The organism is Dyadobacter subterraneus, assembly GCF_015221875.1.
GTDB lineage: Bacteria > Bacteroidota > Bacteroidia > Cytophagales > Spirosomataceae > Dyadobacter > Dyadobacter subterraneus.
On record NZ_JACYGY010000002.1, the window covers coordinates 1,338,899 to 1,362,017 of the forward strand.

General features: G+C 36.6%; 22 protein-coding genes. 1 reads left to right on the forward strand and 21 read right to left on the reverse strand.

Features of this window, described 5'->3' with window-relative positions:
- The first annotated feature begins 145 nt into the window (after nt 1-145).
- Complete coding sequence (locus tag IEE83_RS31120; protein ID WP_194124601.1) at nt 146-481, forward strand: YtxH domain-containing protein; 336 nt, start codon at nt 146-148, stop codon at nt 479-481.
- An 86-nt stretch (nt 482-567) separates the two neighbouring features.
- On the opposite strand, the gene dnaG is transcribed toward IEE83_RS31120, so the two are convergent.
- The 21 genes from dnaG to IEE83_RS31215 form a co-directional block, all read right to left on the reverse strand.
- Nucleotides 568-2,568 carry a DNA primase gene (gene dnaG / locus IEE83_RS31125; protein ID WP_194124602.1) on the reverse strand — a complete coding sequence of 667 codons (2,001 nt, stop codon included), beginning with the start codon at nt 2,566-2,568 and terminating at the stop codon, nt 568-570.
- 87 nt (nt 2,569-2,655) lie between these two features.
- Entirely contained in the window at nt 2,656-2,991 is a 336-nt protein-coding gene (locus IEE83_RS33120; RefSeq protein ID WP_228102151.1) for a TerC family protein, read from the reverse strand.
- On the reverse strand, nt 2,960-3,178 hold the full coding sequence (locus IEE83_RS33125; RefSeq protein WP_228102152.1) for a hypothetical protein: 219 nt from the start codon (nt 3,176-3,178) through the stop codon (nt 2,960-2,962). The genes IEE83_RS33120 and IEE83_RS33125 overlap by 32 nt, the downstream gene beginning before the upstream one ends.
- Nucleotides 3,175-3,387: a hypothetical protein gene (locus IEE83_RS33130; protein WP_228102153.1), complete on the reverse strand. Its 213-nt coding sequence runs from the start codon at nt 3,385-3,387 to the stop codon at nt 3,175-3,177. Before IEE83_RS33130 ends, IEE83_RS33125 begins: the two co-directional genes overlap by 4 nt.
- A 312-nt stretch (nt 3,388-3,699) precedes the next feature.
- Entirely contained in the window at nt 3,700-4,674 is a 975-nt protein-coding gene (locus IEE83_RS31135; protein WP_194124603.1) for an O-antigen ligase family protein, read from the reverse strand.
- A 272-nt stretch (nt 4,675-4,946) separates the two neighbouring features.
- Nucleotides 4,947-6,071 carry a glycosyltransferase family protein gene (locus IEE83_RS31140; protein ID WP_194124604.1) on the reverse strand — a complete coding sequence of 375 codons (1,125 nt, stop codon included), beginning with the start codon at nt 6,069-6,071 and terminating at the stop codon, nt 4,947-4,949.
- Nucleotides 6,068-7,201, reverse strand: a complete 1,134-nt coding sequence (locus tag IEE83_RS31145) for a glycosyltransferase family 4 protein (RefSeq protein ID WP_194124605.1) — start codon at nt 7,199-7,201, stop codon at nt 6,068-6,070. Before IEE83_RS31145 ends, IEE83_RS31140 begins: the two co-directional genes overlap by 4 nt.
- Nucleotides 7,198-8,253: a glycosyltransferase gene (locus tag IEE83_RS31150; protein ID WP_194124606.1), complete on the reverse strand. Its 1,056-nt coding sequence runs from the start codon at nt 8,251-8,253 to the stop codon at nt 7,198-7,200. The genes IEE83_RS31145 and IEE83_RS31150 overlap by 4 nt, the downstream gene beginning before the upstream one ends.
- A gap of 19 nt (nt 8,254-8,272) precedes the next feature.
- Entirely contained in the window at nt 8,273-9,190 is a 918-nt protein-coding gene (locus IEE83_RS31155; protein ID WP_194124607.1) for a hypothetical protein, read from the reverse strand.
- Nucleotides 9,187-10,467, reverse strand: a complete 1,281-nt coding sequence (locus IEE83_RS31160; protein WP_194124608.1) for a hypothetical protein — start codon at nt 10,465-10,467, stop codon at nt 9,187-9,189. The genes IEE83_RS31155 and IEE83_RS31160 overlap by 4 nt, the downstream gene beginning before the upstream one ends.
- A 328-nt stretch (nt 10,468-10,795) precedes the next feature.
- Entirely contained in the window at nt 10,796-12,043 is a 1,248-nt protein-coding gene (locus IEE83_RS31165; RefSeq protein ID WP_194124609.1) for an ABC transporter ATP-binding protein, read from the reverse strand.
- 2 nt (nt 12,044-12,045) lie between these two features.
- Nucleotides 12,046-12,900, reverse strand: coding sequence for an ABC transporter permease (locus IEE83_RS31170; protein WP_194124610.1), 855 nt, complete (start codon nt 12,898-12,900; stop codon nt 12,046-12,048).
- A 25-nt stretch (nt 12,901-12,925) separates the two neighbouring features.
- Nucleotides 12,926-13,762, reverse strand: coding sequence for an SDR family oxidoreductase (locus IEE83_RS31175; RefSeq protein ID WP_194124611.1), 837 nt, complete (start codon nt 13,760-13,762; stop codon nt 12,926-12,928).
- Nucleotides 13,762-14,724: a Gfo/Idh/MocA family protein gene (locus tag IEE83_RS31180; RefSeq protein ID WP_194124612.1), complete on the reverse strand. Its 963-nt coding sequence runs from the start codon at nt 14,722-14,724 to the stop codon at nt 13,762-13,764. The genes IEE83_RS31175 and IEE83_RS31180 overlap by 1 nt, the downstream gene beginning before the upstream one ends.
- A gap of 2 nt (nt 14,725-14,726) precedes the next feature.
- A complete protein-coding gene (locus tag IEE83_RS31185) occupies nt 14,727-15,449 on the reverse strand; it encodes an acylneuraminate cytidylyltransferase family protein (RefSeq protein ID WP_310588626.1) in 723 nt (240 codons plus the stop codon).
- Complete coding sequence (locus IEE83_RS31190) at nt 15,446-16,327, reverse strand: N-acetylneuraminate synthase family protein (protein WP_194124613.1); 882 nt, start codon at nt 16,325-16,327, stop codon at nt 15,446-15,448. Before IEE83_RS31190 ends, IEE83_RS31185 begins: the two co-directional genes overlap by 4 nt.
- A 21-nt stretch (nt 16,328-16,348) precedes the next feature.
- A complete protein-coding gene (locus tag IEE83_RS31195) occupies nt 16,349-18,769 on the reverse strand; it encodes a GumC family protein (protein WP_194124614.1) in 2,421 nt (806 codons plus the stop codon).
- A 4-nt stretch (nt 18,770-18,773) separates the two neighbouring features.
- Nucleotides 18,774-19,511: a tyrosine-protein phosphatase gene (locus IEE83_RS31200; protein ID WP_194124615.1), complete on the reverse strand. Its 738-nt coding sequence runs from the start codon at nt 19,509-19,511 to the stop codon at nt 18,774-18,776.
- Nucleotides 19,511-20,269: a polysaccharide biosynthesis/export family protein gene (locus IEE83_RS31205; RefSeq protein ID WP_194124616.1), complete on the reverse strand. Its 759-nt coding sequence runs from the start codon at nt 20,267-20,269 to the stop codon at nt 19,511-19,513. The genes IEE83_RS31200 and IEE83_RS31205 overlap by 1 nt, the downstream gene beginning before the upstream one ends.
- Nucleotides 20,270-20,311: 42 nt before the next feature.
- Complete coding sequence (gene glf, locus IEE83_RS31210; RefSeq protein ID WP_194124617.1) at nt 20,312-21,418, reverse strand: UDP-galactopyranose mutase; 1,107 nt, start codon at nt 21,416-21,418, stop codon at nt 20,312-20,314.
- A gap of 148 nt (nt 21,419-21,566) precedes the next feature.
- Nucleotides 21,567-23,021 (reverse strand): OmpA family protein, encoded by a 1,455-nt coding sequence (locus tag IEE83_RS31215; RefSeq protein WP_194124618.1) that lies wholly within the window; start codon nt 23,019-23,021, stop codon nt 21,567-21,569.
- Nucleotides 23,022-23,119 lie beyond the last annotated feature (98 nt).

The following is a 23,119-nucleotide window of genomic DNA, read 5'->3' on the forward strand; positions in this document are numbered from 1 at the left end:
TGTAGAACTCAGGCATGTAGCTGATAGAATTATCAGGAAAATTGCAAAATAATGGTTTAACAGGAGGTTGGATAGTCTTTTTGGCACGGTATTTGAGTAAATTTAGTTAACTATGTATTTTACATCACACAAATAAAAATTTGTTATGAACAAGAATCAGAAATTTCTAATAGGAACGCTAAGCGCTTTGGTTACAGGTGTTGCAATTGGTTTGTTAGTTGCCCCAAAGAAAGGGAAAGATACGCGTAAGCTGATTAAAAGTAAAGCATATGATTTAGGCGATACTGTAAAAAGCAAAGCGGGTGATATCGGAGGAACAGCTAAGGATACATATGAAAAGAGCCTTGAAGAACTTTCAATCTTAGCTGACAAATTGAAAGAAGGGTTCTTTAAAAATGTTAATGTGGCAAAAGACAAAGCTGGTTCGGTAGCGGATAACGTTAACGAAAAAGTTAGAAGTGTTGTAAACCACAATGTATAATTGACTAATATTTAGTAATATATATGGGCCGATCCTCTTGGATCGGCCTTTTTTGTGGATTGTAAAAGCGTTTTTTCAAACGAATATTATCCAATTACACTTCCTAATTCTTTCGCCGCGGCCATACTGATTCCTTTATAAAAAATGTACTCATTCATCAGTTCATTTTCTTCATCTTCGGTTTTTGCTTTCTTTAATTGTTCCATACAGATTTTCATCTTTTCTTCAATAAAAGCTTTTTTCAGACGAAGAATATTGATGAAACTGCTTTTATCCAGCATATCAAGTTCTGACGGCACATAAATCTCAAATTTTTCCGTCCACAGCGTACTCAGTTCATATTTGTTTGTAAGCCAGCCAATCGTCAGATTTCGGACTTCTGCTTCATGATGATTCTGAAAATAATCTGTTTGCAAAACAACATCGCGACTATGATTTTCACGGAAAAGAGTCAAAAGGTGGTGAAAAACAGGATCTTTAAAATCAATTCCCTGAATTTCTCCCAGGACATATGCACAAACAGAAATGGTTGGTTCAAGCTCATGGGCTCCGTATAGAATCAAAAGACGTATAAACGCTTCCTCCTGATAATAAAGTTTTGTCCGCTGACTTGATTCTTCCACTTCTGTTGAAGCCGGACCAGATGATTCCGATTCAAAGAAATCTGGTGGTGGTCCGTCATCAGAAAATGGAATATCCTGAGGACCTTGCGGTATTGCAGGACGATTACCTCGTTCCTGAGGTTTTGGCTGCGTGTGAAGTTTCCTGAGTAATTTATTCCCTTCCGAAATAAGCATTTGCTCATCGACTTTCATCATTTCTGATGTGCGATGAAAAAATACCTGGCGCTTGATCGCATCCGGGATTTTTATAATGCTGTTTACAACTTCACCAATTAAAGCAGCGAGCCTGAATGGATCATTTCCTGCATCCTGTAATAATGTTTCGGTTTTAAAAGTTATAAAATCTTTCGAAGCCTTTTTTAAATATTCTTTGAAAGCTTCCGCGCCAACCCGTCGAACGTAACTATCCGGATCTTCTCCATCAGGAAAAAGTACGATACTGACATTCAAACCCTCTTCCAAAACCAGATCAAGTCCACGTAAAGCAGCTTTTATACCGGCCACATCACCATCATACAAAATAGTAATATTGGGTGTAAATCTGCCAATTAAACGGATCTGCTCAATGGTAAGTGATGTTCCGGAAGAAGCCACAACATTTTCAATTCCAGCTTGATGAAGCGATACAACATCTGTATAACCTTCAACCAAATAACAGGCTTCCTGTTGTCTGATGGCATTTTTTGCCTGAAAAATTCCGTAAAGAATATCACTTTTGTGATAAACTTCGGTCTCCGGGGAATTGAGATATTTGGGCTGTGATGCTCCTTTTCCGGATTTATCTGTTTTCAGAATTCTCGCTCCAAAAGCAATTACTTTCCCGGCTACATTATGAATCGGGAAAATAACGCGACCTCTGAAACGGTCATATCCTGCCGTCTGGCTGCCTTCTTTATGAATAAGCAATCCTGCTTTTTCAAGAATATCGGCAGTATATCCTTTATTTAAAGCTTCTTTTGTAAAAGCATCCCAGGTATCGGGACTATATCCAAGCTCAAATTTCTTTTGAATATCATTCGTAAATCCACGTTCCCGAAAATAACTCAGACCAATTGATTGTCCTTCGTCTGTATTGTGAAGTTGTTGGAGATAGAAGTTTTTTGCAAAATTTAATATAATGTAGAGACTTTCACGCGCGTTCTGGCGCAGTGCTTCTTCATCTGTAACTTCCTCTTCCTGAATTTCAATCTGATATTTATTGGCAAGGTATCTCAGGGCTTCGCCATATCCGATACCATCAATATCCATCACAAACTTTATCGCGTCACCAGCAGCTCCACATCCAAAACATTTAAAAATCTGGCGGACCGGATTGACATTAAATGACGGCGATTTTTCATTATGAAAAGGGCAACAGGCGGAATAGTTTGCTCCTTTTTTCTTTAAAGCCACAAAATCCCCAACCACTTCCACAATGTCAGCGGATTGTTTTATCCTGTCAACCGTTTCGGGATTTATGCGCATTTTTAAGATTATCAATTTAAATTTATAAGATTTACTCCTGGAATCAATAAATTTTCCAGAGCAATTATTCAATCCGCTCATGCAGCTTTACAGGATTTTTCGCATTTTACCAAGTTTCATATTAAGTAACTCAACAATAAACGAAAATGCCATGGCGAAATAAGCGTAACCTTTGGGGATTTCGTAATGAAATGCTTCTGCCACCAGCAAGGTTCCAATCGTTAACAAAAAAGAGAGCGCTAAAATTTTAATTGATGGATGATTATTTACAAAATCACCAATTTTAGCAACAAAACCGATCATAATAAAAGTGGAAGCTATTACTGCAAGTATCATTATCGGAATTTCTTTTACCAGACCAACCGCGGTTAAAACAGAATCAAAAGAAAAATTATATTTTAAAGCGCGATCTGGATAATGCATTTCCAAAGAATAAACCTGCTTTTCCGGAAATCTGTTTGTCGGAAAAAGGAATAGTTTCAGTTTCAACTTCAAGCTTGTGATGTATTTCCTTTGTTGTACTGTAAAGAAGAAATAATTCTTCTCCCAATAAAATTACATCACGACCGGTGAAACCATGACCAAAGATTGGCTCCAAATCTTCTTTCAATCCAATAACCCAGGAAATTGCAAAAAATAATGCGATTCTGGGAATAACGCGATACGTAAAATATAGTTTTGTGCTCTTTTTCGTTGGAATATGGGGAATTTTCCTGCAACTATTGTTACAAAAATGATGTTTTCTATTCCAAGCACGACTTCAAGCTGGGTAAGTGTTAACAAACTGATTAATGCGGCTTTCGTTAAAATTGATGTCATGATAAGGTAGTGAGTTAGTTATATCATAGTAACCACACCTTATGAATAAGAATATATTTTTTGTCTGTAATAAAGTATTTTCGTTTTAGATTTTGCTTTTATTGAAAAAAGAGATTGTTTTAAGGGTAATATAAATAAAATCATAATCGAAATTTTTTTCTGATAACATTAATGTGTTATTTTGTGCATCTGAAAGCTGATTCGATTAATCCCAAAGAGATATAAAAGTATTAAAAATATAGTGTGTGTATAGTGTGAAACAGGGCATGAAAATTTTTTCATGTCTTTGTTTTTTTAGGGGGTATTGGAAAATTATATTTTGAGATATTGCAGACCTCGCGGCAAAAGCCAAACGATTATAGTGTAGAGAAAAAATATCTGGCCTGGAATAAGATTATATTCCACCCAGTTTATCAATAAGGTTGGAATAAAAAGTATTAAATAGATTTTTGTCCATGTTGCATTCCTTATTCTTCCTGCCATTAATACACTTCTTAGTATAACTACAAACAAAAGTAAGGATCCGGATAATCCTGTTTCGGCTAATAATCCAATAAAAGTATTATGTGCGGAGAGTCTGTCCGTTTTGTTTTTTGTCGTGACTGTAATCCGGTTCACAGCGGCTAAACCTTCTCCTGTTACCGGTTTTTGATAAAATGCATCAAGATAGATATTCCATATCTTTTGTCTTTCAGAATAAGACGTTTCTTCCCGTCCATGCACCAGACCAAACATTCTTTCAATCCGGTATTTCATATAGGAATCCGGAAGGGAGTTTAGAAAATCCTTACCTGTGGTGGAATCTGTAAATGAGTAAGTGGTTAGGGAAAAGAGAATTAATAGAAAAATCTGTCGGAGTTTTAATGGCAGGTATAACAAAGGCAACGTAAGTACTAAACAAAAAAGCGGACTTCTACGGGCGGAGAAATAAACGGAAGTAAGTGAAATAATAAAGATAGCGGCATAATAAAGCTTTTTTGAGAAGCTGGGGGAAGTAAATCGCATTTTAATCAGTGCCAGAATTCCCATGATCATAGTCGGATATGCCCAAAAAGTATTGGATGCAAAAAATATATTGAGCATCCCGCCTTTTGTTTTTGATAGTAGCAAACTGATGAGATCAAGAACCAGTATAATAAAGTTTCCTTTCCAGAGTACCTGCGAAATATTTAATGAAAATTCTGAAAAAGTTGTAGAGATGACAGCGGTATAGGAGACTAATAATAAAATGCTTAGAAGTGAAAACAACGTCCAGATGCCATATATCAAATAACTGGAAGTATCCATACTCAGAAGACACGAAAGCAACCAGCTGGCAGCTAAAGCAACTATATCAAAATTATCCGTTAAAATTTTTGAGGTAAGTTTCAAACTTAATCCAAAGGAATATAACACAATCCAGACCGGAAGAAAAAATCGGAGACCGGAAATAAGATTCAGGAAACTGGACGAATTTTCAGTGCCTTGCAAGGAATATTTGAAAAAGGAATAATTGCCGATATTCAGAAATAAAAATAAAATCACAGGAGTGATAATATAATTATTGATCTTTCCGGATACTATCTGTTTAGCTGTAACCACTTTCCCAGATCTTTATATTCGTTGGTGATTTGGTAATGTTTTTCCGGAACCAAATGCAGTTGCTTTTTCATTGAAACAAGGTTCTGAGGGTTAATATGGGCAGCAAGAAATTCAACAACCTTGTCCTCATTTTCCAGATTAATTTCCAGAGCAATATTTCCTAGTAAAACTACCTTTTTAGCATCTGCTGTACCTTTTTGGACTATAAATGGCTTTTTAAAAAACAGACATTCATAAAATCTATTAGTTCTTGCAAACAGATGATTTCCAATTAAATTTTTAGAAAAAGGATAAACGGCCCAGACAATGTCGACTTTGGAATAAATCAGATTGAGATCTTTTGGAGACTGATAAGTACCGAGATAGTGAATATGCTTTTCGTCCTGAATAACTTTTTCATAATGTTTTGTCAAAGGCATAAATATCCCTTGCAGAATAACTTCAAAGCGTCCATTTCTGGAAAGTTTGATCAAACAATCGAGAGAAGCCGGACATCTTAAAACACCGAAGTAACCAATTCTTATTTTTCTAGTATGATCAGGAATGATTGAAACTGGTAAACCAAGAGATTTTTCAATTTCTGTTAGATGGATTTTATTTTCAATAATCAAAAAGTCCGGGACAGAGATTTTACGAAATTCGATGTAGTATTCTGAAATGAAATTCGGAGATGTGGCAACGAGTAAATTGATTTTCGGGATAGCAATTTTTTCAATCACCCTGATTAATTTTCCTCGAATCGATTTTGAAAAAAATAGCTCCCTGATATCGGGTACTTCATAAATTACTTTAATTCTTTTGCCAGAAATTGTCTTGAAAAACAAACAGACCAACATTAAGTCAAATCCGAAAGCATAAATAAAATCATTGCGCTCAGTCTGTTTTGTAAGTTGATATAAAAGCTGAAAGTAAATATTAACCCGTTTCCTATAAGACGCATGCCGCATATTTCCAATAAAAATGGAATTAAATGGAGATTTAACGCTGTAATAATTCCGTAAAGCGGCTATACTGATTATGGATAAATTTAATTTTGACAACGCCTGCAAACGTGTCTGCTGATGGGCATCGGCCCAGTTGTTGGATATGAAAATCATTTTCATGATTTGTACTTTTCAAGAATTTTCAGAAAACGATCCATAACCTGCTCATGCGAGAAATGCTGACGAACAAAATCAAATCCATTCTTTTGTTTTATTGATCTTTCCTCTGGATTTTCAATTGCATATTGCAGTGTTTTTGCCAGTTCAAATGGATTCTTGGGCTGTACCATCCATCCGTTTTTTCCAAAATCCATTACTTCGGGAATACCCCCCGCGTTACTGGAAATAACTGTCACGCCATGAGCCAGAGCCTCCATATTGGCAATTCCCAAAGCTTCCTGATGGGCGGGAACAATGAAAAAATCACTTTCATCCATCAGTTTTTTTATAGCTTCTTCTGACGCCGGACCAATAAAGTTGATCTTGACATTTGAAGATTTATTTTTTGCTAAAATTTCCTGCTTGTAAATCATCTTCGGCCCGACGATATCTAATTCAAATCTCGCATTGACCAGTAAGGCCAGGGCATTGATCAGATCAACCAATCCACCACGAATAAAATCTGATTTAACAAACAGGATTTTGACCGGTAATTTCAAGGGACGTAATGGAGAAATATAATCTTTATCAATCATAATACCTTTATGCAAAAGGTGTAGTTTTGAAAGGTTTGGTTGATAATTCTTCAAAAGAGATTGGTATAGAAAATGGGAATTCGCAATTACTCCGGCTTCAAAAATCAGCGCAATCTTTTCAAAATGTTTGAAGATAAAATGGCGAATCCATTTATAATTAATGATAAAATTCTTTCTGGAAACTGAAACGCTGTTATCGTCATTAATCATACCTATAACCGGTTTAGCCAGTTTTATGGCAGACCAGATTCCGGTAATTGCGTTATTAAAAACGACGATGTCAAAATTGTATATTTCCCGAAGTGTCCGGCAAGCGTTGTAGTAAGGAAACATTCTATAAATAAATCCCCATGGACGGTTCCAAAAATTCAGTTTTAAGTCTAATCTGAAAACTTTATTATCGTAGAAACTCAGAGATTCAACCGCGATATCCTCAGTTAAAATTCTGATTTCTGCATGGCTGTAACGTCTGTTTATTTCCAGTAAATTTTTGGCGAATTTGGAAGGGCCGTTTACGACGTTTTCAAAAGTATTGGTACAAAATAGTATTTTCATGACGCATACTTTTTAAACAATTCAGTCAGATCCCGGTAATTCGCAGAATCCGCAATTTTGAAATTGTTTTTGCCAATTTCTTCTTCGTTAATCTCCTTAGCCAAGGCCATAGCCATTTTTAGATCATCTCCTTTTTCAAAGAGAAGATTTTTTTGATGTGATAACAGATCAAAAATTGCTTCTGTTTTTAAAGTAATGACAGGTTTCGAAAATGACAAGGCCAGGTCCAGGCTGCCGGAATGATCAATTTTGGTAAAAGGCAGGACAACAACATTTGCTGCATTAAAAAAACATTGAACGTCTTCTTTTGGAATAAACCGGATATGCCAAATGATTTGATTGGAGTTGTTGGAAATGTTTTTCAGCTCCGCTATATATTTTTCTTCAGCACATGCTCCGGCAATCAAAAGATGATCATCAGGACCTGCGATTGAGAGAAAAGACCGGATCAGATTTTCCAGACCTTTGTAGATTTTTACCTTCCCGAAAAACAGGAAAACAAATCCCTTTTCAGCAATATTGAGATGAATTCTGCTTTCTTTTCGAGTGCTATTATTTTGGTAGTAATAATGAAATGGAATGTCCTGAATAATGTAAACTGCGCTGGATAATATTCTGAATTTGATAATAACTTCCTTTTTTACGGCTTCTGAATAAACCCTGATTTTGGAACAGCGCCTGAGAAAAAATCCATATATAAAATGTTCCCAGGGTATCCAGAAGCCGCCGTGATTTTGGATATTATGTAAAGTATGAACGATCGGAATCTTTCTTAAAAAGCGGAGATATAAAATATCAAAAACAAAAAACAGGGATTTAATAAAACTCCATAGGAACGTTTTGCCAATCACATAACTATGAACCCAATCGAAATAAATGATTTCGGGGTTAAACTGATTTACAGCGTAATAAATACTTCCGAGCTTTCTTTTGGTACCTATGGACACGTCAAATCCATTGCTTCTCAGAAAATTTATCATCTGATACTGAAATGGATTTTCTGGTCCTGCGTCGGGAAGAATTAGTATTTTTTGATAATGTGTGTGTTTCAAGGTTGAACTATTTACAGAATTAACTTTTAATCAGATACTTAATGCCTTCAAGCTCATAGCCGTATCGAATTCGTCCAACATAATGTTTACAAACACTTTGCGTGGGACTTTTTTCAAAGGAGACATCGTAACCGTTTGAAAAGTGGGCGGTTTCGGTTTTTGAAATTTTGGCCAGCATAGCCAAAAATGTTTGTTCAAGCCGGTAGTCTGCATGGTATTTTTTGAAAAATGGATGTTTTAGCCAAAGTTCAATCTGACTTAAATCAAGATCCTTTTTATTCATAGTCCACAGTCCGGCATTAATCCTTGGAGGAGGTGAAAAACCAAATTCTTTTTCAATCGAAGTTGAACTGGAAATATAGGCGTCCGTTATGTCTTTGTTGAAATAATTCCTGTCGTTTTTCTGATCAAAAGACCGGATATATTCTTCCGGATATTTAAAGAAAAGAACATCCGAATCCAAATAGCCAATCCGGTTGTTTTGTGACCAAATTGCACTATCGATCAGTTTTAAAGCCAATACCTGTTTTTTGCGAAATGCAATAATGTTGGGATAGGCAGATAGCTTTTGGTTGGCAATGAAGTCTGCAACATTACGCCGTACAACAAGAGTCCCCGGAAAATAATGATGGAGAGTTTCTTCCATTTTATCGTCCAGCGTGCCATCATCGTGGAAAGTAAATGAATGACTTGTTTGTCCGAGATGATTAAGCTGCGCTGCTGAAATGACAGCCATTTCAAAATCCCGTTTGCATATAAGCATATGAATTTCCGGCTGATTTTTTTCAAGCTGGTAAATGTGCAGGCGGGAAAGCATTTCGTGTCGTAGTTGCTTTCTGAAAACATTACGAACTTCGTTGAGAATACGCAGTGAGATCCGGCCCGAAATGCTTGGGGCAGAAGTCATGGGCAGTAACGGAGATGTAACAAGTTTCATAGGGAGATCAGATTATCATTGTAGATTTTCGAAATGAGTTTTTCTGCTAAAACAGGCAGGGACTGTAAAGGTGTAGATGACCTAAGGTCTTGATTTGAGTAAAACTCAGGTTGTCCGCGAGCTAAATCTTCAAGAATATTGATAAGCCTGGCTTTACTTTTAATCACAAGAGAATCCTTTGCATTAAGGTACTTGTCATTTTGATATTGATGCACAAACCCATTCAAAAGAACATCCTTATCAGGGTCTGTAAGGTCGATTAGAAATGATGGCGTATTGAAATAAACAGCTTCATACCCAAGCGTGGTACCAAAGTGGAAGAAAGCTTTGGCGTTTTTTAGTTTTAGGAATTTGTTTTCTGAATCTGTATTATCATCAAAAACAACATTAGATAAAGCCTTCAAAGGATAATAAACATTCTGATTTTTCTGAAATGGATAAGGACGGATGATCAATTTCCAATTCGGTAATGTCGTTTGCAAAATATTAGCGATTTCTTCACAGTATTTTACTTCCTGCCGCGCCAGTTCATCGTATCCCGTTGCGCAGCCTAAGTATATGTATGGAAAACAATCATCTTCATAATTATTGGTTTTTGAATTTAAAAATTGTTCAATGAAGACAAATTGAGTAGCGCCCCATATCTGTATTTTTTCATCTTCTATTCCCTGTAATGTGACGAGGTCGTCTTTAATTCCTTCGTTCCAAACAAGATAATTTGTTCTTTTTGAAAATGTTTTCATTTTGCACGGATGATCCCAGCTGTACACATATGTCCATATGGGTTTATTTTCCTGAATTATTTTTGCGAAAACCCAGTCGCAGGATATTTCAGTGAAACATAAAAAAACATCAATATCTGCTTCAAGTTTAAATGATGGTTTTAACCAGGAAAAGGAATCAAGATATTGGTCATAACTTATAATTTTCGGTGTCATTTTGCTTAAAGACAGCAAATAGGATTGTATTAATTTAGACCATTTTTTGTACGAAGAATTCAATAATTTAATATGCTCGGTCAGGTAGTAGTTGTTTTGACTTGCTGGTATTTGACCGAATAGGAGGTAAGTATATTGTCCTAATATTTGAAATATCCTGAAAATTCCAGTGAGTGCCGGAATCGAGATAATGGTAATGCCTGGCAACAATCTTCCAACTTTTTGCACATCAGATTCCCGGATGTATGCCACAACATCATGTTCTTTACCCAGCAAATTGAGTAAATCAACCAGGTCCTTTCTGGTATCAAGGTAATGTGGCAGAACTCCTATTTTCATTTAATTTTGAAAATGTGTTTATGCGATTTTGGAAAAATCCGTCATCCAGATTTTTCATTTTGATTTATGCTTGGTAACGAGAAGAATTTCATTGACCGGAAGAATTCCGTTGTCAAAATTGAGTAATGAAGCAATGTCGAGTTTCTTAGCTATTAGATTTCAAAACGAAGTTTTGGTCACATGCTTTTGCCTCGATGAATGGCAAATTAGGGACGAGAAAAATGTATATCATAGCTTTGAGCAATATCAATGCTATGATATATAGCGTCAAAGGCATTTTATTCTATTTACGACTAACTAAAATTTGAATATTAAAAGCGTAAAAATCTCAAACCGAATAAATCCGGACATTCATTTCATTCAAGATTAAACTCTTGTTTTTAGTAATAAGAAAGGAATGTTGAGGCTGCGTTTCTTCAAAATTTATAAAAATACCGTCGTCAATTTGTTGAATAATATGATTGTTGACTGAAAGAGAAAGAATGATCTGGTATGTTCCGGCACCATAAATAATTTCATTTTCAAGAAAAAATGCTTCATAATTCCCATTTTCGGCTTGAAATGCCTGAGACGAAATATTCCTTATCAGAATATTTTCGGATGTCATAAGACCAACAGATACAACCAGATTTGAAACTGGATATCGCACATGAAAGCCAACTTTCAGTTGCCAGGGATCTTTATTCAAAAATGTAATAAGTGGCTGATTTTTATTATCTGTGATTTTTAGATATGTTAGTGAAGCTTCATGAATTTCTTCACTGTCAAAATAGTACTCACTTTGGTTGTGTGAAAGATTTTCAAGATACTGATCAATAGCCAAATCGGTTTCTCCCAAATAATCCAGTTTACCATTTTTTAAAAAAACACTTTTTGGGCAAAGGGACTTAACCGATGCCAGATTATGACTTACAAAAAGTACTGTTCTGCCTTCGCTTTGGCTAACATCTTTCATTTTAGTAAGGCACTTTTTCTGAAACGCAACATCTCCAACGGCTAAAACTTCATCAATAATAAGTATTTCGGGTTCCAGATGCGCGGCGACTGCAAAAGCCAGACGGACGTACATTCCGGATGAATAGCGCTTGACGGGAGTATCAAGATAATGTTCAACACCGGCAAAGGCAACAATTTCATCCAGTTTATCGCGGATTTCATGTTTTCGCATTCCCAGAATTGCGCCATTCAAAAAAATATTTTCGCGGCCGGTGAGGTCTGGGTGAAAACCGGTTCCAACTTCAAGCAAAGATGCAATTCTACCTCTGATCCTGATTGCTCCACTTGTTGGTTTTGTGACGCGGGACAAAATTTTCAGCAGCGTTGACTTTCCTGCGCCGTTGCCTCCAATAATTCCTAAAACTTCTCCCTGCGTTATCTCAAAAGAAATATCGGATAAAGCCCAAAGCACTTTATCTGAATGCTTTTTTGGAGCTTCCCCAATTTTACTGACAGGGTCAGGCTTGCCTCTCGAAACTGCCCACCATCTGGAAAGGTCACGGGAAATAGTTCCGGTCGAGATTTCTCCCAGTTGATAAAGCTTTGAAACATTCTCAAACCGGATGACAGTTTTTGCCATAATTAAATTTTATCCATAAAGGTTTTTTCAACTCTGTTGAAAATTATTATACTAAAAAATAAACTTGTCAGAATGAATAATGCGCTGTAAGTCAGATTGTAATACGAGAAATTTCCATGGCCGGTAAATGAATAACGAAAAGCTTCAACAATGCTCGTGACAGGATTTAAGAGTAGAAGCCATCTGTATTTTTCGGAAGCGATTTCCAAAGGGTAGACAATTGGCGTTGCGTACATCAGCAGTTGTATTCCAAAGGAAATTACAAACCGTAAATCTCTGTAACGGGTTGTAAGGGACGAAATCAATATGCCAAAACTGAAACCCAATCCTGACATCAAAATAATGTAAACCGGAAGAAGTAAAATTGTAAAGTTGGGACTTATGTCAGGTGTTTTTTGAAACAGAAAATAAAGCCAGGTAATTATAAAAAGGCTGAACTGAATTAGAAATTTTAAAAGACAGGAAATGACTATGGAAATGGGCGTAATTAGTCTTGGGAAATAAACTTTACCGAACAAATTCTGATTGGCAATAAAGGTTTCAGAAGTTTTGACCAGGCATTCCTGAAAATAATTCCATATCGTAATTCCGCCGAGATAGAAAAGGATTTTAGGAGAACCGCCGGTTGGAATTTTGGCCATATTACCAAAAATCATGACATAAATAAATGTCGTCAGGATGGGCTGTATAAAAAACCAGAGTGGACCTAAAATTGTCTGTTTGTAAGTTGCAACCAAATCCCGTCTGACAAATAAAAAAATCAGGTCACGATATAACCAGATTTCACGCCAGTTTATATCGAATAATCCTGTATGAGCCACAATTTCCAGATCCCATTTCTCTTCTGAATTGTCCATTTGTTCTTTTATTTAGATTCTGAATTTACCAGGCTGTCCAACCGCCATCCACAGTTAACAGTGATCCTGTCATATAACTGGAAGCATCCGAAGCCAGAAAAGTAAAGGGCCCAATAAGTTCTTCGCGATTGCACATGCGTCCAAGTGGAGACAAGCGGGCAAAATTTTCTAAAAACGGCTCGTCATGATTATTGTAAATCCCGTGCGGAACAATGGCGTTGCAACGTATTCCCTCACGTGAATAAAAAGTGGCAAGATATCTGGTGAAATTGGGAATAAAGGATTTGGAAGCGACGTAATCAACCGGTTTGAAGTTCTGTTTTCCATCTCCATAATCATATAAATTCTGGTTAGGCGCAACTACGGAATAGGTTGAAGCGACATTAATTATATTGCCTGATTTCTGCTTAATCATTTGATGGCAAGCAGATTGTGTTATCAGAATTGTGCCTGTAAGATTTACTTCGATTGCAATGCGAAGCAAATGCGTTGGATAATTTTCAAAGCGGCCATGATTTACTTTCCCCAAAGATTCTTTATCAAACTTGGCATCAAGACCCGCATTATTAATTAGCACATCCAACCGACCAAATTTTAGAATAATTTCTATCATTGCTTTCTGGCAACTTGCTTCGTCTGTGATATCCAGCGTTTGAAAAAGAAACTGACGCGGCGGGAAAGTTTTGGAAATTTTATCTTCAAGCTTATTTCGTTTGCATTCATCAAGGTCAGCCAGAATAACATATGCACCCTGTTGCAAAAATGCGTAGGCAATTGTTTGTCCGATTAAACCATAAGCTCCTGTTATGAGTACAACTTTTTCGGCAATAGATAAAGAAGTGTGTGTACTGTAAGTTTTCATTATTGACAAATACTGATAATTACTTTTGATTCTTCGAGTGAGCGTAAAGAGCCTTCCCGGAAATTGCCATCATTAATTTTTTTGAAAAAATCCAATGTCTGCGCTTTATAAAGCTCGTTTCTGTTAAAATCCGGAATCGTTTTGATGATGGTTTTTTTCTGATAAAAAGTTGTCATTATTGATAGAAGAAAATCTATTTCGATGGATCCTTCATCAAATACAAAACGGTATGAGCGTTTCGAATTTAGTTCGTGAAAATTGACGTGACAATGAGCAGTAATACCATTTTCATATCCTATTAGAATATCAGCTCCTGATTCAACATTTATTTCGAGTGAGGATCTGTAATTTTTTAAGATTTTCCAGCTTGTTACAGCACTTTCCGAAAGCCAGTTTAACAAATCAATATCATGACTCAGCGTGAGTGCAGCTCCTCCGCCCTGTTCTTTTCTGGCAGCGTAAGATTGTCGGTAATCTTCCCATGGATGCCAGTCGGGCAGATATTCTCCCCAATAAGTTTGCATGGAAAGTAAATTTCCCATTTTGTTATTTTCAATAATCGATTTGATATCCTGAAAAAAGTCATGATAACGAAGCATGTACGCAACCTGGACATGTACGTTGTGTTTAATTGAAGCCGTAATTAATTTATCACAATCAGTTAAGTTATGAGATAACGGCTTTTCAATCAGGATATGAATTCCTCGTTCTGCACAAAATAAAGCTTGTTCTAAATGTTGAAAAGTGGGCGTGCAAATGATTGCAGCTTTTGGTTTTATCTGGTCAATTTTTATGAGATCACTAAAAATGTTAACTATTTTTTTATCAATATTTCTAAGCGGAAGATTACGTTGCCTATAAATCCAGATGTTACGATAACCCAAATTTTGGAGAATATAGATATGCCTTTCCCCTATGGAACCAGCGCCAAAAATCAGAATGGGATCATCTTTTTTCATCATACCTAAAACTTTATGCAATCATATTTCAGTATCATTTTTTCTGCGCGCTTAAAACTTTCCAGATCATCAATATCCACAGCATATTGCTGGTCAATGATATAAGGAAGAATGTTTTGGCCGGACATGGATTTTTGTCTTGTAATAACATCGGTACGGATTACATCCAATGTTCCAATCTGCCAATAAACTTCAGGCAAATTCTGACGCGGCTGATTATAGGATTCACTGATCACATCTTGTTGCAGCAATGGCTGCATTTGTGTACTTGCTTCATCCAAAACCCACATTTTAAATGGTGTATTGAAAGCAGGCGTGACAATTCTAAGGCTATCGGCTTCTGAACTTTGCATTTTATGAATACAAATTTCTATGTCATGAATAAAACGAACGGGAGACGTCGGGCGTAACTGTACGACCATATCGGGCTTATAATTTTCATTTTTTTCCAGCCATTCCAACGTATGTGTGAAAACTTCCAGATCAGTACTTAAATCTTCTGCGAATCTCGAAGGCCGTAAAAAAGGAACCTCGGCTCCGTATTTTTTTGCAATCTGTGCGATTTCCTCGGAATCAGTTGAAACAATAACACGGGAGATGGAGGGAGAATCCAACGCAGCTTTTATGCTATAAGCGATTAGAGGATGTCCGGACATAGGCCTGATGTTTTTGCCAGGAAGTCCTTTACTGCCACCTCTTGCAGGAATGATCGCCAAGATATTTTTCAATGTATGTGTGTTTTTAATTTTTCCCGCTGACTTATTTCAACATCCAGAATGTCTTTCTGTTTGAAATTTAAAGCGTTATATGTATGATGAAGATCTCTTACAAGCTTTTGTAAACCAGGTACTTCCAAAGATGCTGCATGATCTGTACCTTTCCAGGCTCGGTCTTTGGTGAAGTGACGTTCAATCCATTTTGCGCCAAGTGTATAAGCTGCGATATCAATGGCAATGCCCAAATGGTGACCGGAAAACCCGAATTCTTTTACTCGGCTTTTAAAATGAAAATATAATTTCCTCAATTCAAGCAGGCAGACATCTTTAAAATCGATCGGATATCCGGAAGTGCAGCTATAAACAACCAGACGTTTTTTAGCCTGATTTGTTTCTTCAAAAAACTGTATGATTTTTTCAATTTCGTCCCAAGTTGTCATTCCAATGGACAAATGAATATCTCCGCAGTACTCATCTCGTAACAAAACCAGCATTTCAAAATTGCAATTACTGGCAGAGGGTACTTTTATATAATCCGGGTTGAGTGATATTATTTCCTGAGCGGAAGTAATATCCCAGACAGAACAAGCATATTCAATGCCAAGATTTTCTGCATACTTTTTCAGCTCCCTATGCTCATCAATATTAAATTCCAATACCTCTCTGTGCTCGCCATAGGTTTGACCATAAGATTGATACGGAACAGGATGAGGGGCGGTAAACTGCTCTTTTGTTAATAATTCTTTTGGATTTCGTTTCTGAAATTTGGCGTAATCTGCTTTGCATTCTTTTGCCAAATGAATTAATTCTTTGGCAATATCCATGCTGCCTATGTGATTGCAGCCAATTTCTGCAATGATTTTTGGCTGCTGATAATTCAAATTATTCATAAATGTGTGTATCGTGTTTTATCAATTCTGCAATCCTAACTTCTTTTTTACATTAGCGAATTTTCCATTACTGTTTTTGTTGAAATAAGAATTCCCCTGATAGTCATATCCATATTGATCAGTGTAAGATGGAGATGAGCTTATCGAATTATATAAATTGTCAGGATAAAAATCATTGATTACAACCTCGATTTTGTCAATTTCATAATCTGCTGCCAATTTCTCGGCTAGTCGGGGCGCATCTTTATGGGAGTGTAGCCATCTTAATATAAATAATACTGTATGGCTCTGATTTAGCAAAGGAATATTGTCTGAAACTAACCCGACAGGTGCAGAATCCAGAAAAACATAATCGTATTCCTTTCGGCAATGACTCAGTAAGTCCTGAAATAAATCCAGTTGCAGAAGTTCAGCTGGATTAAATGGGGGAGCACCGGCAGGAATATAATCCAGATTTGATATAATTGAAGATTTGATCAGCTCTTTTAAATCCGTTTTCTTCTGTAAATAACTACTCAAACCTTTTTCATTCAAGTCTCCAAAAAAATAATGCAGCTTTGATTTTCGTAAATCGCAGCCGATTACTATTACTTTTTTGCGAATTTTTGTTAGCGATAAAGCAAGATTTATTGAAACAAAAGTTTTTCCCTCACCCGATTGCTGAGAAGTGATCAGAATCTGCTTTCCTTTTTCCGGATATAATTTTTCATCGGATTTTAAAAAACTTAATCGCGTTCTAAGCGCACTGATGGATTCGGTAAAGATGGATTGATCGGTTAAAAGCATATTCAGATCAAAGCTGGTTTCCTTACCTTTTCTTTGTTCAAAATGATGAATTAGTCCTAGTAGGTGAATATTTTTACCAGATTTTGGCAGATCAATATCAACAAATGTTTTATTAAAATAACGTATAATAAAAATGGAAGATACACCTGTCAAAAGACTGAGAAACAATGAAAGTGTAATAATTTGAACAGGTTTAGGAAATATTTTTTCAACTTTCATCAACGTAATAATGCGGAATGACGGCAACATTCCTGCTCTTACAATCGAAGATTCAATTTGCTTGTTCAGCAATAATGAATAGATATTTTTATTGACTTCAAAATCGCTTTGCAGATAAAGTAGATTTTTTTCGAGGGCGGGAATTTGCCTGAATTGCTTTTGAAGTGAAGCCAGATTCTGATCCAGAATCCGAATTGTACCTGAATTTTTCTGTTGTTGAAGTTTTATATTGTCTAGTATTTGTCGACGCGATTTTACCAGCTCTTCATCCAGATTTTTAACAGCAGGTGCGTTATAGCTGTATTTTATCAGTAATTCTTTTCTTTTGGAAATCAGTGAATTAAATTGTTCAAGTAATCCAATCAGTACAGCGTCGGTCGTTCCGTCCAGTCCAACGGATAAATAATTAACCGATTCAAAAGTATTTCCAAGATTCTTTTCGAGGGCTTTTATATATGCTTTTTGAATTTCTGATTCATTTTTTCGCTGTTCAATATCCCGCGTTTTTTCAGAAATCCCGACAGCCGAAGTACTTACATCAAAAACCGTGTTTTTCTGTTTAAAAATTTCCAATTTATGTGCTGCGTCTTTTAAAGTTTTTGAATAAAGACGCAGCTGATTATCAATAAATTGTAGCGTAAGATCCGATGATTGCTGTTTCTGACGCAAGTCATAAGTTAGGTAAGATTCCAGTAACATTTCCAGAAAATTCTTTGCAAATGGCTTGTTATGATGTTTGAATGAAACTGTTAGAACAGGCATTTGATCCTCAATTTCAGAAACTTCAATACGTTTTATAAAATCCCGGGCTAAGGTTGATGGGTTGTTATAATCAAATTCGAAGTTGAATTTTTCATTAATATTTATCAGCTCAATTTGAAAAGATAAACCTGGTACAGAACAGATTGCGCCTTTGATAAGCTTGAAAGTTTTATAATCGTTTTCAGTTTGATAAGAAAAATTTAACTCCGGATCGATGGAAAACTTTCCTTTTTCAAATTTCAATTCGTCAAATGAAATCACTTTCACCGACAGCGGCTGATAGGGATAAATATCAATACGACGAAAATCTTTCAGACGGTAAAACGTAAAAGGATATTTAAGGTTTATTAAAGCGTTTTCGACAACTTCCTGAGACTGAATATTATATTTTTCAGTCAGATATTCATTACTACCATCATTAATCAGGTAGGTAGGTTTTGTGCTGGTAATTTCGTCAAGCTCGGTTTGTTTGTCGAGATATTTAAGATTTATCGACGCAACATATTTTGGTTTGACAAGCTTCAAGAAAAGAAAACAACTGATACCAAAAAGGAAAAGTGATCCTGCCACCCAATACCAGCGGCTAAGAATCACTTTGAAAACCTTTTGAAAATCGAGGGAATCAGAGTGATTAAGAAATTCTTCAAAAAAAGCACCTTCATTCCCTTTTGTCATTCTGTTAGTCAGATTGTAAAGTATGATTTAGCAGTTTGGCATCCTTTAAACTTTTGAAATAAGGATTTTCCACTGCCTCTTTTATATACTTATACTGACTTACACGGTGAAGGTCACTTCCAAGCGCGCCAATCCAGCCCTGTTGAATGAGCCTTTCTGCTGTAATTTGCTCGGTTGGGCCATAAGCGCCGCCTATGGAAAGTAAATTTATTTGGAAAATTACACCCAGTTCATAAATTTCTGCATAACGTTCAGGCTTATTGTGCCAGGCCTGATATCTTTCCGGATGTGCTACAACTGGCTGATAACCTTGTAAAATCATTTCTTTTAAAATATCCCGAAAGTAAGGCATATCATGTCTCAATGATGTTTCCACCAAAACGTAATTTCCAGAAACTGGCAAGATTTCTCTTTTTTCGAGAAGTGTTAAAAAATAATCGTCAGCGAAATATTCTGCGGCGTATTTAATTTCAAGATCCGGATATTGCTCTGTTGTGACGTTGGTTAATTCTGTCCAGGCGTTGTGAATTGATTCCTGCGTATTCTTGAAGAAATCGATCCGAATGTGTGGTGTGGCAATAATTTTTCTAATTCCTGCCCGGTAATGTGCATCAATAAGCGCGAGACTATCCTGCAAATTTTGGGCACCGTCATCGATGCCGGGCAATACATGCATGTGGAGATCAAGACCGAGCGAACTTAAAATTCCGGAATTTGCAGTTTCAACAATAGTGGGTATCATTACCTGGTAATATTTACAATGAGCAAAGCTAGGTTTAACGCAATGAGTACTGGTTGAAGAATAACAAGTTTTCGGGATAAGCGAACGGAACGAATTCCTTCCCGTGAAGGCGGAACATAAATGATATCATTATCGAAAACCGAAATATTCATTATCTGGGGATTTCCCATTTGCTGAAAATCGTATTCGATGATTTTCTGTTCTTTGCCATCTCCGCGGATAATCTGAATCGAATTGCCGGCTTCATTGTATTTTATTCCACCCGCTTTTGCCAATACTTCATCTAATGTTTGCGTCTCTTTATCCAACGTTACAAGGCCCTGAATGGTGCAGGCTCCTAATACTTTTACGCGTAGATTTGTTATTTCAACATCGAAAATCGGATCGCGAATAATGTCTTTATATCTGTAAATTAGTGAGTCAGCAAGTTGTGATCTTGTTAAACCGGAAACGTGAATTTTTCCGATTTCGGGCATATTGATATTTCCTTCGGAATTAACCTGAGCAGGATAGCCGCTTTCTGAAATAGATTGTCTGTTCTCTATTTTATCAGGTTCTGGAAAAAGGCGGGATGACCAGTTTAAATTATGAATCAGCAATTTATTACCTGGCTGAATCAAATAAGCACCTGTACTTTTTTGTACAGGTGCCGTTATAAGCTTTTCAGAAATTATTGTAGGAGACTTTTTTTGTGTAGCGCAGCTTATGGTAATTGCCAATAGCAACAAACCTACACAGGAGTTGATCCGTGAAAACATATGTAAAATTGCCCAAAGGCATTATAGTGTGTGTGATATTTTTTATTCGCCGAAGTGAACCTTAACTTTTTTCAAAGCCGATCCAATTACCTGGTGCATATCATAATAACGATATTCTGCCAGTCTTCCTCCGAAAATAACATTTTCTTCATTCTTCGCTAATTCCTTATATTGGCTGAAAACCTCAGTATTTTTATCGTCATTGACAGGATAATAAGGCTCAGCCCCGGTGGTCCATTCTGATGGATATTCGTGCGTGATCACCGTTTTTGGCTGCGTACCGAATTCGAAATGTTTATGTTCGATAATTCTTGTAAACGGCGTTTCAGCATCGGTATAGTTAATTACGGCATTTCCCTGATAATTTTCCTGCTCAAGTAATTGATTATCAAAACGCAGACTGCGGTATTCAAGTGAGCCGTGGCTAAAATCGAAATATTCATCAATCTGACCTGTGTAAACAACCGTTTCCGCAAGCGCACTTAGTTCATCACGATTTTTGAAAAAATCGGTATCAAGTCTTACTTCGATACCTTCTAATAATCCTTCGGTCAGCTTGTTATAGCCACCGATTGGAATACCCTGATATTTGTCGTTGAAATAATTATTATCGTAAGTAAAGCGAACCGGTAGTCTCTTGATTATGAAATCCGGAAGTTCGGTCGCTTTTCTTCCCCATTGTTTTTCAGTATATCCTTTGATCAGCTTTTTGTAGATATCTACACCAACCAGAGAAATAGCTTGTTCTTCAAGATTTCTCGGATCAGTAATTCCCGCTTCTTTAACTTGTTCCTGAATTTTGGCTTTTGCTTCTTCCGGCGTACGTACTTTCCACAACTGGTAAAAAGTATTCATATTAAAAGGAAGATTGTAAAGTTCTCCGTTATAATTTGCTACCGGTGAATTGGTATATCGGTTAAATTCTACAAATGAATTAACATAATCCCAGATGTCTTTATCGTTTGTATGGAAAATGTGCGCTCCGTATTTGTGTACATTAATACCCTCAACATTCTCGCAATAAGTATTTCCACCAGTGTGTGGGCGTCGGTCAATAACCAGACATTTTTTTCCTCTTTTTGTAGCTTCATGTGCAAAAACAGAGCCCCAGAGCCCTGCACCTACTATAAGGTAATCGTATTGTGCCATGCGTAATTTATATGAGTGGTTTTTATTGAAGTGATTGTCTAATTTTTTGATTTACTATAAAACTTTAATACCAACGCAAATCTAGTGATTTGAAATAAGAAAGGCTCCCATATGGGAGCCTTTCTTATTTATTGAATTCTATTATTCCTTATGGAAGAAGTTTCAATTCTACACGACGGTTTTTCAATAGACCATCACGAGTTGAGCTTTCAGCGATTGGTTTGAATGAACCGAAGTAGTCAACGATTACTTTACTAGCATCTTTCAATCCAGCTTCGTTGATCAGGTAGTTTTTAACTGCATCTACACGACGGCGAGAAAGAGCCATATTGTAACGATCTGTTGCACGACGGTCAGCGTGTCCAGCCAATTGAAGACGACATCCGTTTTTGTTCATCAAGGCAGCTACGTTTTTCAACATATCCTGGAATTCAGGTTTCAACAAGTTTTTGTCTGTGTCAAACTGAACGTTAGCAAATATTTCGCTACATGCCGCACCTGTTGCAAGCGCATTTTTCACGTAAGTATCAAAGTCAAGAACACGACCGCTACCGTCAACAATACTTCCGGCTGGAGAATTTGGTTCTTTATCGAAGAAGTCAGAAACACCGTCACCATCAGTATCAAGAAGCAATCTTGGATCGATATCTTTTGGACGGTTTGCTTTTGCAACTGAGTCCATTTCTTCAAGTGTAAGAATCTTAACAGGTCTCAACAATACTTTTGGATCTGTATAACGTAGGTGATAGTATCCTCCTTCGTCTGGTTTGTAAGCCCATTTTCCATCCTCTTTCTTAACTTTAAGAGGTTTCTTGCCAAGTTTATAAGTCAATACTACTGAACCGTAACCATAGCTATCTAATTCAGAGTTTCCTTTGTGTGAAGTCTTAGCATCTTTGATAGAATTCAGGTTTGGTGTTCTGTCATAGTCACCACCCCACGTTGCATCAAGATAATCAGAGTTTGTATAGTTCAGACGGAAATCAAGACCAAGATCAAGACGTGATGTCAATTCATAATTAACTGCAAGACCTGTTGGAATGATCCAGTCATTTTTCTTACCAGTTTCACGAAGTTTAACACCGCCTGTAAGATCGTATGCTTTTGAATCATAGAAAATTTGACCAAACCCAACGTAAGCGTCAACTTTCCAACGCTTCATTTTATTAGGTCCCATCAATAACCCTTTAAGGTTAACAGTTCCTGACAAAGAAACATCCTGATAGTTTCCTTCAAAATAACGGTTGTAATTACGACGTTTCATACCACGTAATTTTCCAATGGATCCGTCAAGACGAGCGCCAAACAAATACGAAAGTTGTTTGTTAATCGTTAAGCCTCCTTGAAAAGTTCCTGATTCTTTGTGGCTGTCTGTGGTGGTTTTGTTTACAGGCCAGAAATCGTATTCTCTCAAATCACCGAAAAACATAGATGGACCACCATGAATCGCGATTGACCATGTATTTAGTTTGTAAGGACCGTCGTACGTAGCTTTTGGATTGTAATCCGGAGAATTCGGCTGCTCCAAGGGCTGAGCTAGTGAAGGCAAAGCCATCAATGACCCCAAGGCAAGCGAACAAATCAACTGGGATACTTTTTTCATACTATTCAAGTTAGCGTTATTAAGATTAACTAGGATTGATCTTTAATAATCAATTATAATAAAAACAATATATTATTTCCGTGGCCAGATAACTAATC

Coding starts and splice junctions, on each gene's coding strand:
- IEE83_RS31120 (WP_194124601.1), top strand. CDS start 146: ATGAACAAGAATCAGAAATTTCTAATAGGAACGCTAAGCGCTTTGGTT.
- dnaG (WP_194124602.1), bottom strand. CDS start 2,568: ATGCGCATAAATCCCGAAACGGTTGACAGGATAAAACAATCCGCTGAC.
- IEE83_RS33120 (WP_228102151.1), bottom strand. CDS start 2,991: ATGCATTATCCAGATCGCGCTTTAAAATATAATTTTTCTTTTGATTCT.
- IEE83_RS33130 (WP_228102153.1), bottom strand. CDS start 3,387: ATGACATCAATTTTAACGAAAGCCGCATTAATCAGTTTGTTAACACTT.
- IEE83_RS31135 (WP_194124603.1), bottom strand. CDS start 4,674: ATGGATACTTCCAGTTATTTGATATATGGCATCTGGACGTTGTTTTCA.
- IEE83_RS31140 (WP_194124604.1), bottom strand. CDS start 6,071: ATGAAAATGATTTTCATATCCAACAACTGGGCCGATGCCCATCAGCAG.
- IEE83_RS31145 (WP_194124605.1), bottom strand. CDS start 7,201: ATGAAAATACTATTTTGTACCAATACTTTTGAAAACGTCGTAAACGGC.
- IEE83_RS31155 (WP_194124607.1), bottom strand. CDS start 9,190: ATGAAACTTGTTACATCTCCGTTACTGCCCATGACTTCTGCCCCAAGC.
- IEE83_RS31160 (WP_194124608.1), bottom strand. CDS start 10,467: ATGAAAATAGGAGTTCTGCCACATTACCTTGATACCAGAAAGGACCTG.
- IEE83_RS31165 (WP_194124609.1), bottom strand. CDS start 12,043: ATGGCAAAAACTGTCATCCGGTTTGAGAATGTTTCAAAGCTTTATCAA.
- IEE83_RS31170 (WP_194124610.1), bottom strand. CDS start 12,900: ATGGACAATTCAGAAGAGAAATGGGATCTGGAAATTGTGGCTCATACA.
- IEE83_RS31175 (WP_194124611.1), bottom strand. CDS start 13,762: ATGAAAACTTACAGTACACACACTTCTTTATCTATTGCCGAAAAAGTT.
- IEE83_RS31180 (WP_194124612.1), bottom strand. CDS start 14,724: ATGATGAAAAAAGATGATCCCATTCTGATTTTTGGCGCTGGTTCCATA.
- IEE83_RS31190 (WP_194124613.1), bottom strand. CDS start 16,327: ATGAATAATTTGAATTATCAGCAGCCAAAAATCATTGCAGAAATTGGC.
- IEE83_RS31195 (WP_194124614.1), bottom strand. CDS start 18,769: ATGACAAAAGGGAATGAAGGTGCTTTTTTTGAAGAATTTCTTAATCAC.
- IEE83_RS31200 (WP_194124615.1), bottom strand. CDS start 19,511: ATGATACCCACTATTGTTGAAACTGCAAATTCCGGAATTTTAAGTTCG.
- IEE83_RS31205 (WP_194124616.1), bottom strand. CDS start 20,269: ATGTTTTCACGGATCAACTCCTGTGTAGGTTTGTTGCTATTGGCAATT.
- glf (WP_194124617.1), bottom strand. CDS start 21,418: ATGGCACAATACGATTACCTTATAGTAGGTGCAGGGCTCTGGGGCTCT.
- IEE83_RS31215 (WP_194124618.1), bottom strand. CDS start 23,021: ATGAAAAAAGTATCCCAGTTGATTTGTTCGCTTGCCTTGGGGTCATTG.